Raw genomic sequence first — 13,735 nt, 5'->3', positions numbered from 1 at the left:
CGCTCGCAAACCCTGTTGGGCGCATTTTGCCGCCCGCACCAAGAATCTGGCGTGAGTATTCGTCGAAGTGTTGTCCGTGTTCCAGGCCGTCCGGGGCGCCGAGCCCAGACGCCGGCGCGCCCTGGCCGGGCTCGCCGGCCTGATCGCGTTCGCCGTGGTGCTGGCCGCCGCGACCTCCGGTTTGGCCTGGAACGGCGCGGCCGATGTGCTGCGCCTGCGCTTCGGCGGCGACTCGAACCGCACCCGCATCGTCATTGATCTCGCCGGAGAGGCGCGCGGCACGGTGGTCGAGGCCGGGGCCGGCGGCCAGGTGGTCCTGACCCTGGCCGGTGTCTCGCCCGATCGCGACATGGCGGGGGAGGGTAGGGGCCTGGTCCGCCGCTGGCGCGTGACCGAATCCGGCTCGGCCTCGCGGCTCGAGCTCGACGTCGCCCGCGCTGTGGAGATCGAGCGTCGCTTCCTGCTGCCCCCCGGCGACGGCGTCGACCACTTTCGCTATGTCGTCGATGTGAAAGCCGTCGGCGCCGCTGACGCCACCGCCGCCACGCCCATCACCCCGGTTCGCTCGGTCCGCGAAAGCCGGCCAGAGCGTCGCCGCGAGCGCCCCATCATCGTCATCGACGCCGGCCACGGCGGCCGCGATCCCGGCGCCCTGGGCGCGCATGTCCAGGAAAAGGCCGTCACCCTGGAGGCGGCCAAACAGCTCAAGGCCGAGCTGGAGCGCATGGGCCGCTACCGCGTCATCCTGACCCGCGACACCGACCGCTATGTCGAGCATGGCCGCCGCGTCCAGGTGGCCAGAAACGCCGACGCCGACCTGTTCATCAGCCTGCACGCCGACGCAGGCGGCTCGCCCGAGACCCGGGGCGCCAGCGTCTACACCCTGTCCGAACAGGGCGCCGACCGCGCCGTGCGCGAGGTCACCTCGCGCGGCGACTGGACCTCCGAGATGCGCCTGCCGGGCCACGACGCCTCGGTGAACCGCATCCTGCTGGACATGACCCAGCGCGCCACCCAGAACCGCTCGGCCCAGTTCGCCCGCGTCCTGCTCAGCCATATCGAGGGCTCGGACCACCCCTTGCTGCGCCGCAGCCACCGCGACGCCGGCTTCGCCGTGCTGCTGGCCCCCGACGTCCCGGCGGTGCTGCTGGAGATGGGCTTCATCACCAACGCCGACGACGAGCGCGCCCTCACCGACGACCGCCGCCGCCGCCACCTGATGCGCGCCGTCGCCGAAGGCATCGACCGCTACTTCCGCGAACCCGAGGCGGCCGTGATGGCGGCTGCGGGCGGGGCGGCTGGGGCGCCTTAGTAGACGTCCGCGAAGGTCCAGCCGGTCAGGGCGATCATCTCCAGGCCAAAGCGGTTCACCGCGCCGTCGCGTGGCGACCATCGGTTCTGATAAGTATAGTTGCCGGCGTCGCGGCTCTCGATGATCCACGCCGCTCCATCGAGCCCCAACTCACAATTGATGGCGGACAGCCGGGTGGCATCGTCGAGGCTGGCCTTCAGGGCCGCAAGCTCGGCGGGGGCGAGGGTTCGTCGCGCGGTTCGGTTGATTTCTCCGGCATCATAACCGCCCAGACCGGTGGACTCCTTCGCGACAAGGATGGCTCCCTCAGTCGTCTCCGAAACCTTCACAACGACCGTCGGGTGAAACGAGCGAAGCCAAGTGAACCTCACCTCGAATCGTCCATCCCCGGATTGCGAGGCGCGCCACAAGGACGGCTCATCTAGTGACCGGAGATGGCTCACATACCAGTCACGCTCAAACTCATCGAGGACAGGAATCGGGAAAGGGCGATCCGATCCGGGACACTGCACGTGCGTTTGATACAGGGCCGACGGAAAGTAGCCTCGCCCTTCCGCAACGAAGGCCGCGACGATGGCCGCGAGCGAGCCGGCTACCAGAATCCAACTTGCAGTCACGTCGCGGTTCACGTGAACTAGCTCCATCAGTGAGCGGATTGTCACCGGTTTGCGTGATACGGCAAGCCCCGGTGCTTGAGTGACGCGCTGGTGCCCCACGACCGCTCCTGGCGCAGGCGCGGTGTACGCCGCCCGCATGTACCGCGCCCGCTCCGACGACACCTGGACCGCCGCCCGCTCTGCCTACGAAGCCGGCGAACCGGCCGAGAGCGTCTGCGAGCGCTTCGACCTCGGCCGCTCCAACTTCAATCGCCGCAAGGCCGCGGAGGGCTGGCGACGCGCCGATCAGTCCGATCCCGATCCCATAGACCTGGCCTTCGACGACCACGACGACGACCTGCCGGACATGGACGAGGCCGACTTCGCCGATTTCGCCTTTCGTCGCATGACCGTCGAGGCCCGGCGCGGGCGGTTGCAGGCCGCCCAAGGCTGGTCCCGACTGCGCGACGCGGCGCTCCGGCAGATGATGGCCGCCGAGCGCGAGGCCGATCGCCTGGACGCCGCCCGCTCGCGCCGCGCCCGACGGGACAGCGCCGACCGCCTCGACGACGCCACCCGCGTCTCCCGCTCGATCCAGGCCCACGCCCAGGCTGTCCTCGCCGCCGCACGGACCGACCGCGCCGCGGCTCTTGAGACCACGCCGCCTCCGGCCCCCGAACTGGACAGACTGGACTCTCCCAAACCGCGATCCCGCGCCGACCGCCGCCGCCAGGCCGCCCTCGCGAGAAAACGTGGCCCGCCATGACTCCCCCGTGTCCCCGGCGAAGGCCGGCGCCCAGGAAGGCTTGCGTGAGATGCTTCCGACCGCGGCCCTCGCGCCCCTGGGCCCCGGCCTTGGCTGCTTCGCGCCGCCCTTCGGGTCGCCGAGGAGGCGGGAAAGGCTGGGCGCTACTCACGCGTCACGCCCCCCCCAGTCCCCGCCGTCACCCCGGCAGCCGGATCGTCGCCTTCAGCCCGCCCAGGTCGCTCTGGTCGAGCTCGATGTCTCCACCGTGCCCCCGCGCGACGTCGCGGGCGATGGCCAGGCCCAGGCCCGCGCCCTTGCGGTTCTGGTTGCGGGCCTCGTCCAGGCGGGAGAAGGGCTGCAGCGCCTCGGCGCGCTGATGCTCGGGGATGCCCGGCCCGTCGTCCTCGACCGTCACCTCCAGTCCGCCCGACGCCAGTCGCCGCGCGCCCAGCCGGATGGCCGCGCCGTGATCGGCGGCGTTGCCGGCCAGGTTCATCAGCGCCCGCTTGATCCCCAGCGGCCGCAACTCGGCGCTCAGGGGGCGCTCGGCGGCGACCTCGACCTCCACGCCCAGCCGGCGGGTGTCCTCGGCGACCTCGTCCAGCAGGGCGGCCAGATCGACGCCTTGCGTCTGCTCCCCGGCCTCGCCGCGCGCAAAGGCCAGGTACTCGTCGATCATGTGCTCCATCTCGTCCAGGTCGCGGCGCATGGCCTCGGCGCGCTTGCCGGGCTCTGCCAGGGCCAGTTCGAGCTTGAGCCGGGTCAGCGGGGTGCGCAGATCGTGGCTGACCGAGGCCAGCAGGGCCGTGCGCTGGTCGATGTGGCGCTGGATGCGGCCGCGCATGTCCAGGAAGGCGCGGGCGGCCGAGCGCACCTCGCGCGCGCCGTAGGGTTTGAAACTCGGGCTGTCGATGCCGCGCCCGAAGTCCTCGGCCGCCTCGGCCAGATGCTCGATGGCCCTGACCTGGTTGCGGATGAACAGGATGGCCACCGACATCAGCAGCACCGTCGCCACGGCCAGCCACAGCACGAAGATGTGGGCCTGGGTCGCCACGGCCCTCTCGCGCGGGGCGATGATCTTGAGCACCCCCTGAGGCGTGCCGACCTGCACATCGACATAGGCCGGGTAGCGGGTGGTGTTGAACCAGAAGGGATCGTCCAGCCGGTTCGCCAGCGCCGCCTCCAGCGTCCGGTCCACCACGCCGAACAGCCCCCGGTCCAGTTCGTCGGGCAGGTCACGACCGGGCTGGAGGGCGACCGACAGCTGCATGTTGCGTTCGGCCCGGGCCGCGATCACCGCCAGATTCTGCGGCGTCGGCTCATCCTCATAGCTGGCCACCACCCAGGCGATATCGCCGGCCAGGCCGTCCGACAGCCGCGCCGTCACCGTGCGCCAGTGGGCGTCGAAGAAGATCCAGGTCACCACCACCTGCATCAGGAACACCGGCAGGATGATGATCAGCAGGGAGCGGCCCCACAGACTGGTTGGCAGCCGGCGCTTGACGAACCGCCCCAGCACGCGCGGGCCGACCCATCGCATCTCAGTCGGGCGCCAGCATGTAGCCGACGCCGCGCACGGTCTGGAGATAGCGGGGGTTCTTGGGGTCCGTCTCCAGCTTGCGGCGCAGGCGGGTCACCTGAACGTCCACGGCGCGGCCGGTGATGTCGGCCGTATTCGAGGCCAGGGCCATACGCTCGACCGGGGCGTGAGCGTTGATCGCCAGGGTCCTGAGCAACTGCCCTTCCGCCTCGGTCAGGCGCAGGGGCGCGCCGTCGCGGCTCAGCTCGATGCGCTCCAGGTCAAAGGTGGCCGCACCCAGCCGCACCTCCTTGGCTACCAGCGGCTTGCCGCCCGTACGACGCAGGATGGCTTCGATCCTCAGGGCGAGTTCGCGGGGGTCGAAGGGCTTGGACATATAGTCGTCGGCCCCGCGCGACAGCCCTTCGATCCGGTCGTCCGGATCGCCCTTGGCGGTCAGCAGCAGCACAGGCGTGCGCGAGGTCTCGGCCTTGGCCCGGACCCAGCTGGTCAGGTCAAAGCCGCTCTCACCCGGCATCATGACGTCCAGCACCACCAGGTCGAACTCCAGCAACTCCAGCAGCCGCTTGGCCGCCTCGGCGTGGGCGGCGCCGGTGGTGCGATAGCCCTCGCGGGTCAGATACTCCTTGAGCAGCTCGCGGATGCGATCGTCGTCGTCGACGATCAGCAGATGGCGCGAGGGGCCCGGCGCCGCTACCGGTCCGGACCGGCCCGATGGCCGATGGGACGAACGCATCTCGCTCATGCGCCAACCGCCCCGGCGTTGACGCGAAGGGCCCGCGTCGGTCTAAGCGTCGGGCTTGGCCGTGAGCTAGGGCTGGTGAGAGGCATCAATGGCGTTTGTTCCCTTCGACGACCGCGACGGCTGGATCTGGATGGACGGCGACTTCGTCCCGTGGCGCGAAGCCAAGACTCACGTCCTGACCCACGCCCTTCATTACGGCACTTCGGTCTTCGAAGGCGAGCGTATGTACGGCGGCGAAATCTTCAAGTTGACGGAACACTCCGAACGCCTCCAGCGCTCGGCGAATCTGCTGGATTTCGAGCTGCCCTATACGGTCGCCGAGATCGACGAGGCCTGCAAGGCGACCTGCGAGAAGATGGGACTCTCGGACTGCTACGTCCGGCCGGTCGCCTATCGCGGGCCGGAGCAGGTCAGCGTCTCGGCCGCCAATGGCAAGGTCCATGTCGCCATCGCCGTCTGGGACTGGCCCAGCTATTTCGATCCCGAAACCAAGGCCAAGGGCATCCGCCTGGAGTGGGCGCGCTGGCGCCGCCCCGATCCGATGACAGCGCCGACAGCGGCCAAGGCGGCCGGTCTCTACATGATCTGCACCATGTCCAAGATGGCCGCCGAGCGAAACGGCTTCTCCGACGCCATGATGCTGGACTGGCGCGGCTATGTCGCCGAGGCCACCGGCGCCAATGTCTTCTTCGTTCAGGACGGCGTGCTGCACACCCCCACGGTCGACTCCATCCTCGACGGCATCACCCGGCGCACGATCATCGAGATGGCCCGCGCCAAGGGGATCGAGGTCAAGGTCCGCGACATCCGCCCCGAAGAACTGGCCGGCTTCACCGAATGCTTCCTGACCGGCACGGCCGCCGAGGTCACTCCGGTCAGCGCCATCGGCGAATACGGCTTCACGCCGGCGGACCTGAGCCTGGGTCTGATGGAGGACTACGGCCGTCTGGTGCGTCGGATGAGGTGAGCGCGAAGGCGCTTGCCAATAGCGCCGGGGTCGCCTTCAAGGATCGCTGACCGGCGGATGAGCCGGGCGGGGGCCGCATGCCGAACATCCTGAACCTGCAGAGTCTGCTGGGCCTGGCCGTCATCGTGGGCGCCTGCTGGGCGGTCAGTGAGAACCGGCGCGCGTTTCCTTGGAAGCTGGCGATCGGCGCGGTGCTGGTGCAGGCGGCGCTCGTGTTGCTGGTGTTCGGCGTGCCGGGCAGCGCGGTGGTGCTGAACGCCATTACCGGGGCCGTCGACGGCCTGGCGACGGCGACGCGGCGCGGCACCCAGTTCATCTTCGGCTATCTGGCCGGCGGCGAGCAGCCCTATGTGGTTCAGAACCAGCCGGCCCTGTTCGTCTTCGCCTTTGAGGTGCTGCCGCTGATCCTGGTGATCTCGGCCCTGTCGGCGCTGCTGTGGCACTGGAAGATCCTGAAGTGGATCACGCGCGGCTTCGGCCTGCTGTTCCAGCGGACCATGGGGCTGGGCGGGGCCTCGGCCCTGGCGGTGGCGGCCAATATCTTCCTGGGCATGATCGAGAGCCCGATCGTGATCCGCGCCTATCTCGACAAGCTGACCCGGTCCGAGGTCTTCCTTATGATGGTGGTCGGGCTGGCGACCGTGGCCGGGTCGACCATGGTGGCCTATGCGACCATCCTGGGGCCGGTGCTGCCCAATGCGGCGGGCCATGTGCTGGTCGCCTCGATCGTCTCGGCCCCGGCGGGCATCCTTCTGGCCCGGATCATCATCCCCGAGACGCCCGGGGAGGGCGGGGCGCACGCCGACTACGATTCCGACCTCAAGTACGACTCGGCCATCGACGCCATCGTCAAGGGCACGGCCGACGGCCTGATGGTGGTGCTGAACATCTCGGCGGTGCTGATCGTGTTCGTGGCTCTGGTCGCCCTGGTCAACGTCATGCTGGGCGGCTTCTGGCTGTTCGATGGGCCGGTGACGGTAGAGCGGGTGCTGGGCTGGCTGTTCGCGCCGGTGGCCTGGCTGATCGGTGTCGAGTGGTCCGAGGCGGGGCGGGCCGGCTGGCTTCTGGGCGTCAAGCTGACCCTGACCGAGTTCGTGGCCTTCATCGAGCTTGGAAACATCCCGGCCGGCGAGATGAGCGAGCGCACCCGAATGCTGATGACCTATGCGGTCTGCGGCTTCGCCAATATCGGCTCGGTGGGCATCACCGTGACGGGCCTGTCGGTGCTGATGCCCGAGCGGCGTCAGATGGTGCTCGACATGGTGTGGAAGGCGCTGTTCGCCGGCTTTCTGGCGACCCTGATGAGCGCGGCGGTGGTCGGGGCCTTGCCGGGGGCGGTGTTCGGCACCTAACTGCATAGCCAAAGACAACGGAGACGGTCGATGAAGCTGTACGATTCCGTCCGCGCGCCGAACCCCCGCCGGGTTCGCTGGGTCATGGCCGAGAAGGGTGTCGATGACATCGAGATCGTGCCGATCGACATCATGGCCGGCGACCACCGCACCAAGGCCTATCGCGCCAAGGTCGGCGTGCCGCATGTGCCCGCCCTGGAGCTGGACGACGGCACGGTGATCTCCGAATCGGTGGCCATCGGCCGCTATCTCGAGGCGCTGTATCCCGAGCCGAACCTGTTCGGGATCGATCCCAAGGAGCAGGCCTGGATCGAGATGTGGACCCGCCGCTGCGAGTTCTATCTGGCCAATCCGATCATGCTGAACGTGCGCCATTCCCACCCGGCCCTGGCGGTGCTGGAGGCGCAGCAGCTGCCGGCTCTGGCGGAGTACAACAAGCTGGCGGCCGAGCGCTTCATGGGCACGCTGGACCGGCGGCTGGAGGGACGCGACTTTATCGCCTGCGACCGGATCACCATCGCCGACATCGTGGCCATCGTCGGCATCGACTTCGCCCGACTGGTGAAATACCGGCCGCCGGCCGAGCTGGAAAACCTCAATCGCTGGATGGAGGCGATGCGCGCCCGTCCGGCGGCGAAGGCGGGTCTCTGAGGCCAAGGTCCGCACGCCGGACGCCCCTAGTTTCCTGAGACGCCGACGTCCGACTTGACGGCGCCGCACAGTATGTCGCATACACTGTATGGCACACACTATGTGATGGACAGCAAGTCTTGGCCGAGTTCGATCCCGACCTGTTTGAAAGCCTGAGGCTGGAACTGCGCCGCGGCTCGCTGGTGCTGGCCGTGCTCTCGCGGCTGCGCGAGGAGCGCTACGGCTACACCCTGCGCCAGGCCCTCTCGGACGACGGGCTCGAGATCGAGGAATCGACCCTCTATCCGCTGCTGCGGCGGCTGGAGAGCCAGGGACTGCTGACCAGCGAATGGCGCGAAGAGGAGAAGCGAAGGAAGCGCTTCTACCGCCTGTCGGCGCCGGGGGAGGCGATGCTGGCCGCCCTGACAACCGAGTGGCGCGCCATCGGCGCCTCGCTCGACAAGATGCTGTGAAGGGGCTGACCAAGATGGACCTGATTGATCGTTATCTGAAGGCCGTGGCGGCCCAACTGCCCGCCGAGGAGCGCGACGACATCGTCGCCGAATTGCGCGACCTGATCCTGAGCCGGTTCGAGGCGCGAGAGGAGGCCCTGGGCCGTCCGCTGACCGAGGCCGAGCAGCTGGAAATCCTGCGCGAGGTCGGCCACCCGCTGGTGGTGGCCGCGCGTTACGCCAAGGGACCGGACGCTCTGGTGGGGCCGACGCTCTATCCGTGGTGGCTGTTCGCGGTGAAGGCCGGGCTGATGCTGCTGGCGGCCGTATCGGCCATCGGCGCGGTGGTTCAGGTGGTGCTGGGCGAGGTCAGCGTCGGACGCGCCATCGGCCACTTCTTCCATGACGTGTTCACCGGCGGGATCACGCTGATCGGCCTGGCGACCGTCGCCGGCTTCATCCTGGAGCGTCAGCCGCGCCTGCCCAGCTTCATGGACAGATGGCGGGTCGAGGATCTGGCGCTGTTCGAGGTGACGCGATTCGAGCGCGACGCCTGGGAGCGCGCCGCATCGGCGTCGGGGAAACGCGCGGAGGCCGCGGCTCGGGACTTCCCGTCGCCCGCCGGGGCGGCGATGATCGCGGCGGCCTGGACGCTGATCGTCTTCCTGTGGTGGACGGCCGCCCTGGACATCGGCGGCGTGACACCGCGAGACCTCGGCGCCGTGGTCGGCGGGATCGACTACAGGCCCATCGTCGTCTCCATGGTCGAGGCGCTGTTCTGGCCGATCTTCGCCTATCTGCTGGCGCGGATGGTGTTTCACCTTGCCCGGGTGGGGGCGCGGCCCGGTGATCCTCGCCACGTGCGCGGGGTGGCGGCGGGCGAGTTCGTGTTCGCGGCCGCGCGGCTGGCCATCTTCGCCTGGGTCTGGACCGGTTCGGCCCTGGCGCCCCTGATCCGGTTTGAGGGGATCGACGGACTCGTCATACGGCTGGAAGGCATGGCCCGCGGTGAATTCTGGAACATTCCTGGGATTCTCACGATCATCGCCATCGCGGCGACCGCCGAGGCAGCGGGATCGATGGTGGCGAACGCGGCGCGGATGCTGGTCGGTCGCCGCTGATCCCATCCAGGTCCGAAAACCGCGAGACATGATCACGGAGGCGGCGCATCCTCTGGGCCATGGACGCGTCGCTTCCCCCCTTCGAGACTTGCCTGAGGGCCGTGATCGCGCGCGACCCGCGGTGGGACGGCCGGTTCTTCACCGGGGTGACCTCGACCGGCATCTACTGTCGCCCCATCTGCCCGGCGCGGACGCCCAAGGCCGCCAACATGCGCTTCTTCGCCAGCGCGGCGGGGGCGGAGGAGGCCGGATTTCGCGCCTGTCTGCGCTGCCGGCCGGAGACGGCGCCGGAACTCGGGGCGTGGCGGGGCACGTCGAATACGGTGTCGCGGGCCCTGGCCCTGATCGAGCAGGGCGCGCTGGATGGCGGTGACGTCGGAGCCCTGGCCGGACGGCTGGGGGTCGGGGAGCGGCATCTCAGGCGACTGTTCCGCAAACACCTGGGCGCCGCGCCGGTCAGTGTGGCCCAGACCCGGCGGGTGCTGCTGGCCAAACAACTGATCCACGACAGCGACCTGCCGATGGCCGAAGTGGCGCTGGCTTCCGGTTTCGGCAGCGTGCGACGTTTCAACGAGACCTTCCAGCACTTGTATGGACGACCACCCGCTGCGCTGAGGCGGCGACGGGCCGGCGAGCGGTCGGCGGATGCGCCGATCGTGCTGAGCCTGGCCGTGCGCGAGCCCTACGACTGGCCTGCCATACTGGCGGCGCTGCAAGCGCACGGCGAGCGCGTTGCGGCGGGAGTTTGGCTTCGCTCATTCGACGAGGCGGAGGGAGCGGGGGAGGTGGCGGTGGTCCCTCGTGGTCCGGGCCACCTTGAGGCTCGGTTCCGGATCGACAGGCTGAGCGGACTGCCGGGCGTGCTGGCGCGGGTGCGGCGGGTGCTCGACCTGGCGGCCGACCCCGACGCCATCGCCGCCGATCTGGCGCGCGATCCCGCGCTGGCGCCGCTGGTGGCTGCGCGGCCGGGGCTCAGGGTGGTTGGGGACTGGGATCAGCCGGATGCGCCCGCCTCGGATCGGCTGCCCGACCCGACTGACGACGTCCTGATCGCGCGCGCAGAGAGCTGGCGGCCCTGGCGAGGCTATGCCCTGGCCCATCTTGCCGCCGCCGACATAGATCCCCTGACAATTTTCCCGGAGACCCGCCATGACCGCGCGGCATGATGACACGCCTGAAACCCTGATCCTGACCCGCCTCGACGGGCCGCTGGGGGCCATGTTGCTGGTCACCGACGAGGCCGGCGTGGTTCGCGCCCTGGACTTCGCCGATTTTGAGTCCCGCACGCGGCGGCTGATGCGGCTGCACTACGGCGCGACGCCGCTGGTCGCCGGTGCGCCGCCCGCTGAAATTGTAGTGGTGCTGGAGCGATACTTCGCCGGCGAGGCCGGGGCCTTGTCGACGGTTCACTGGGCCACGGGCGGAACGGACTTCCAGCGGTCCGTCTGGCGCGCCCTCACCGAGATCCGGGTGGGCGAGACCGACAGCTACGCCGGGTTGGCGGCCCGCATCGGCCGGCCGACGGCGGTGCGGGCGGTCGGTCTGGCCAACGGCTCGAACCCCGTAGGCATCATCGTTCCCTGTCACCGGGTCATCGGCAAGTCTGGGGCGCTCACCGGCTATGCCGGCGGAGTCGAACGCAAGCGCTGGCTGCTCGACCACGAGCGCCGATGGGCGGAGCGGCGCGTGGCGGCCTGAACCCTAGCGGCGCGCCTTGCGGGCGGCGTAGCGGGCGTCGCGCTTGGCCTTCTGTTCTTCCTTGGTGAGCTGCTTGCGCTCCTTGCGAGCGGCGCGCTTCTCGGCTTCGATGGCGTCCTGAGCAGCCTGTTGGACAGCCATTTTGGCGGCTTCGGATTCGGCCTTCTCGCGGCGCTGCTCAGCCTTAGCGAGCTCGTGCTGGCGACGGAGCTCTTCCTTTTCAGCCGCGCGCTTTTCAGCAAGTTTGTCGAATTCCGGATCCGTGACCGTTGGCTTCGGCTTGAACTTCGCGAGCAGGGCCTTCTTGGCCTCGGCTTGGGCGGACAGGCGATCAGTGAAGCCGGTTTGCTTGAGGTCTCTCATGGGTCCTTGCTGGCGCAGCGTGCGCCGATGTTTGACGGATGTGCGGAGGCCGCCCGGTGACCGAGGGTCGCCCGAGCGGCCTTGACTTAGGGCTTTCCGAGCTCGCGATCAAGATCGCGGGCTGTTGGGGGTTACTCGCCGCGGGCCTTGCCGACCACCGCGCCGGCCGCGCCGCCGACGGCCGCGCCGACCGGACCACCGACCACGGCGCCACCGAGCGCGCCGGTGGCGGCCCGTTGCTCCATGGTGCGGCCGCAGGCCGAGGCGCCCAGCGCCACGGTGAGGATGGCGACGGCGAAGACCGCGTCACGCTTGTGTTTCGAGACCATGAGACCCTCCTGAACAGTGTGGCTCAGGAACGCCGGCACAGCTTGGCGGTTCCGGCTCATCCCTCCAGCGACACGACCGGCTGGGTGATCCGGGCGATCCGCCCGCGGCGCAGCGCGCGAGACTTGAGCCAGGCCTTGATCCGGTCCTGCATCGGAGCGTCGATCAGGTGGTGATAAGCCCAGGCGAAGGCGAAGGCGGCCAGCACCCCCGCGCCCCAGATGGCCCACTGCACGCTCTCGGACAGGTTCAGCCGGTCGATGGCGATGTTGCCGAAGCCGAACCACCAGATGCGCACCACCTCATTGGTGATGAACATGGAGAAGGACACCAGCGCGGCGCGCTCGACCAGCTTGGACGGTCGCCGCACCGGCACCGCGCCGGCGGCCAGGATGATCAGGCTGATGCAGACCAGCGAAAGCAGAGCGTGCTTGTCGAAGGCCTGGAGCGCGAAGAAGCCCGCCGCCGCGGCGACGCCGACCCAGCCGGCAACACGCGGGTTTATCCAGACCTTCTGAGCGAACCATGCCAGGGTCATGCCCAGCACGAACAGCGGCAGGATGCGGATGAAGCCGTAGTGCATCGGCATCTGCCACACGGGATAGCCGAGGAAGGTCCAGCACAGCTGATTGATGGCGAGATACAACGCGATCATGCCGATCAGGGCGGTCCAGGGACCCAGCTTCGTCACGCCGCGCAGGATGAACGGGAACAGGAGATAGCAGCCGATCAACCCGGAAATCGACCAGGACGGCGCGTTCCAGCCCAATCCTCCATGCACGCCGAACGACTGGACCAGGGCGAGCTGGGCAGGCAGCTGATCCCACTGGAACCACTCGGGATTCCGAGGCGGTTGGCCGGCCAGGGTCGCCGCGCCGACCAGGACGATCAGGCTGAGCCCCATGATCAGGTGGGCCGGCCAGACCCTGAGGGCGCGCTTCAGGAAGAAGTCAAAATGGGACATCCGCCCGGCCCCGACCGAGCGGCCGTAGACCCGCATCAGGACGTAGCCGGAATCGATGATGAAGAAGTTGGTCAGCAGAAAGCCGGAGTGTTCGAACGCCGGGTGCAGACCCTCGGCCAGGGCGATCGGCCCCGCGCCCTGGAAATGATGCAGGATGATCAGCGCCGCGACGATGAAGCGCAGCGCGTCCAGCCATCCGCCGCGCGCGATCGGCGGCGGTTCATTTCGGGTCGTTAGGGCGGTGAAGGCCACGGTTGGCCGCTCCTGAGGCTTTGTTCAAGCGTTCTGAAGCAAGGGCTGGGCCGCCCGGATCGGGACAGTCGCCTCAGCCGAAGTTACAGCTGACCCCGGCCCACATGTGGGCCACGCGGCCATCGTGCAGGACGCCGTGCAGATTTCCGGACTTGAACTGCTTGCCCATGGAGCCGTGGCTGAACTCGGCGACCAGGCTCTCGTCGATCTGGGCGCGGCTGGAGCCGACGCCGATGCCGCCCATGGTGGTCGGGCCTTCGCGGTTCACCGCCCAGCCGACGAAGCGGCCCTCATGGCTCCATAACGTCAGGCCGTCGTCCCAGCTGGCGAAGTTCAGCGGCCCCGCGCCGCAGTCGCTGTTGACCCCGATCTCGGCCGGATCATCGCCCAGCGCGCGGCTGACCAGGGCGACCGTCTGGGCCTCGGGCTGGTCGAAGGCCACCAGGACCGTCGATCCGCTCTCGACATTCACGGCGCGCAGCCCTTCCTGGTCCAGAGCCAGGGCGACCCGCGTGGTCGCGGCCTCGGGAGCGGCGGTTTCGGCGGCCGGGGTCTGATCGGCCGGCCGCGGCGCTTCCGAACAGGCGGAGGCCAGCAGCAGCAGGGCGAGGGGCGCGAAACGCTTCATGCTCCGGACCCTAGAAGGCCCCTGCGTGCGCCGCAACGCG

Annotated in this window: 16 protein-coding genes; 9 read left to right on the top strand and 7 right to left on the bottom strand. The window is 69.1% G+C overall.

Features of this window, described 5'->3' with window-relative positions:
• The first annotated feature begins 76 nt into the window (after positions 1–76).
• Complete coding sequence (locus tag EES48_RS06750; protein ID WP_240623249.1) at positions 77–1,312, top strand: N-acetylmuramoyl-L-alanine amidase family protein; 1,236 nt, start codon at positions 77–79, stop codon at positions 1,310–1,312.
• Here EES48_RS06750 and EES48_RS14815 read toward each other — a convergent pair.
• A complete protein-coding gene (locus EES48_RS14815; RefSeq protein WP_162998055.1) occupies positions 1,309–1,941 on the bottom strand; it encodes a hypothetical protein in 633 nt (210 codons plus the stop codon). The two genes, EES48_RS06750 and EES48_RS14815, sit on opposite strands and share 4 nt — an antisense overlap.
• A 109-nt stretch (positions 1,942–2,050) precedes the next feature.
• On the opposite strand from EES48_RS14815, the gene EES48_RS06740 reads away from it, so the two are divergent.
• Positions 2,051–2,674, top strand: a complete 624-nt coding sequence (locus EES48_RS06740; RefSeq protein WP_162998054.1) for a hypothetical protein — start codon at positions 2,051–2,053, stop codon at positions 2,672–2,674.
• A gap of 178 nt (positions 2,675–2,852) precedes the next feature.
• Here the strand turns inward: EES48_RS06740 and EES48_RS06735 are convergent, their stop codons facing one another.
• On the bottom strand, positions 2,853–4,196 hold the full coding sequence (locus EES48_RS06735) for an ATP-binding protein (RefSeq protein ID WP_122465589.1): 1,344 nt from the start codon (positions 4,194–4,196) through the stop codon (positions 2,853–2,855).
• A gap of 1 nt (position 4,197) precedes the next feature.
• Entirely contained in the window at positions 4,198–4,932 is a 735-nt protein-coding gene (locus tag EES48_RS06730; protein ID WP_122465734.1) for a response regulator, read from the bottom strand.
• Between the two features lie 97 nt (positions 4,933–5,029).
• On the opposite strand from EES48_RS06730, the gene EES48_RS06725 reads away from it, so the two are divergent.
• From EES48_RS06725 to EES48_RS06695, 7 genes are all read left to right on the top strand, one after another.
• Positions 5,030–5,908 carry a branched-chain amino acid aminotransferase gene (locus EES48_RS06725; RefSeq protein ID WP_122465588.1) on the top strand — a complete coding sequence of 293 codons (879 nt, stop codon included), beginning with the start codon at positions 5,030–5,032 and terminating at the stop codon, positions 5,906–5,908.
• Positions 5,909–5,985: 77 nt separating this feature from the next.
• Positions 5,986–7,260 (top strand): NupC/NupG family nucleoside CNT transporter, encoded by a 1,275-nt coding sequence (locus tag EES48_RS06720; protein ID WP_122465587.1) that lies wholly within the window; start codon positions 5,986–5,988, stop codon positions 7,258–7,260.
• Positions 7,261–7,290: 30 nt separating this feature from the next.
• Entirely contained in the window at positions 7,291–7,911 is a 621-nt protein-coding gene (locus EES48_RS06715) for a glutathione S-transferase family protein (RefSeq protein ID WP_122465586.1), read from the top strand.
• 119 nt (positions 7,912–8,030) lie between these two features.
• Positions 8,031–8,363, top strand: a complete 333-nt coding sequence (locus EES48_RS06710; RefSeq protein WP_122465585.1) for a PadR family transcriptional regulator — start codon at positions 8,031–8,033, stop codon at positions 8,361–8,363.
• Between the two features lie 14 nt (positions 8,364–8,377).
• Positions 8,378–9,463, top strand: coding sequence for an HAAS signaling domain-containing protein (locus tag EES48_RS06705; protein ID WP_162998053.1), 1,086 nt, complete (start codon positions 8,378–8,380; stop codon positions 9,461–9,463).
• 101 nt (positions 9,464–9,564) lie between these two features.
• Positions 9,565–10,629 (top strand): bifunctional transcriptional activator/DNA repair enzyme AdaA, encoded by a 1,065-nt coding sequence (locus EES48_RS06700; RefSeq protein WP_240623248.1) that lies wholly within the window; start codon positions 9,565–9,567, stop codon positions 10,627–10,629.
• Positions 10,613–11,161, top strand: a complete 549-nt coding sequence (locus tag EES48_RS06695; protein WP_122465582.1) for a methylated-DNA--[protein]-cysteine S-methyltransferase — start codon at positions 10,613–10,615, stop codon at positions 11,159–11,161. The genes EES48_RS06700 and EES48_RS06695 overlap by 17 nt, the downstream gene beginning before the upstream one ends.
• Before the next feature lie 3 nt (positions 11,162–11,164).
• Here EES48_RS06695 and EES48_RS06690 read toward each other — a convergent pair whose 3' ends face one another.
• From EES48_RS06690 to EES48_RS06675, 4 genes are all read right to left on the bottom strand, one after another.
• On the bottom strand, positions 11,165–11,524 hold the full coding sequence (locus tag EES48_RS06690) for a DUF6481 family protein (RefSeq protein ID WP_122465581.1): 360 nt from the start codon (positions 11,522–11,524) through the stop codon (positions 11,165–11,167).
• 131 nt (positions 11,525–11,655) lie between these two features.
• A complete protein-coding gene (locus EES48_RS06685) occupies positions 11,656–11,853 on the bottom strand; it encodes a hypothetical protein (RefSeq protein WP_122465733.1) in 198 nt (65 codons plus the stop codon).
• Positions 11,854–11,909: 56 nt separating this feature from the next.
• Entirely contained in the window at positions 11,910–13,067 is a 1,158-nt protein-coding gene (locus EES48_RS06680; protein ID WP_122465580.1) for an acyltransferase family protein, read from the bottom strand.
• A 73-nt stretch (positions 13,068–13,140) separates the two neighbouring features.
• A complete protein-coding gene (locus tag EES48_RS06675) occupies positions 13,141–13,695 on the bottom strand; it encodes a hypothetical protein (RefSeq protein ID WP_122465579.1) in 555 nt (184 codons plus the stop codon).
• Positions 13,696–13,735: the final 40 nt, after the last annotated feature.

Source organism: Brevundimonas lutea (assembly GCF_003704105.1).
Taxonomy (GTDB): Bacteria; Pseudomonadota; Alphaproteobacteria; order Caulobacterales; family Caulobacteraceae; genus Brevundimonas; species Brevundimonas lutea.
This window is presented reverse-complemented; position numbering and strand designations above follow the sequence as displayed.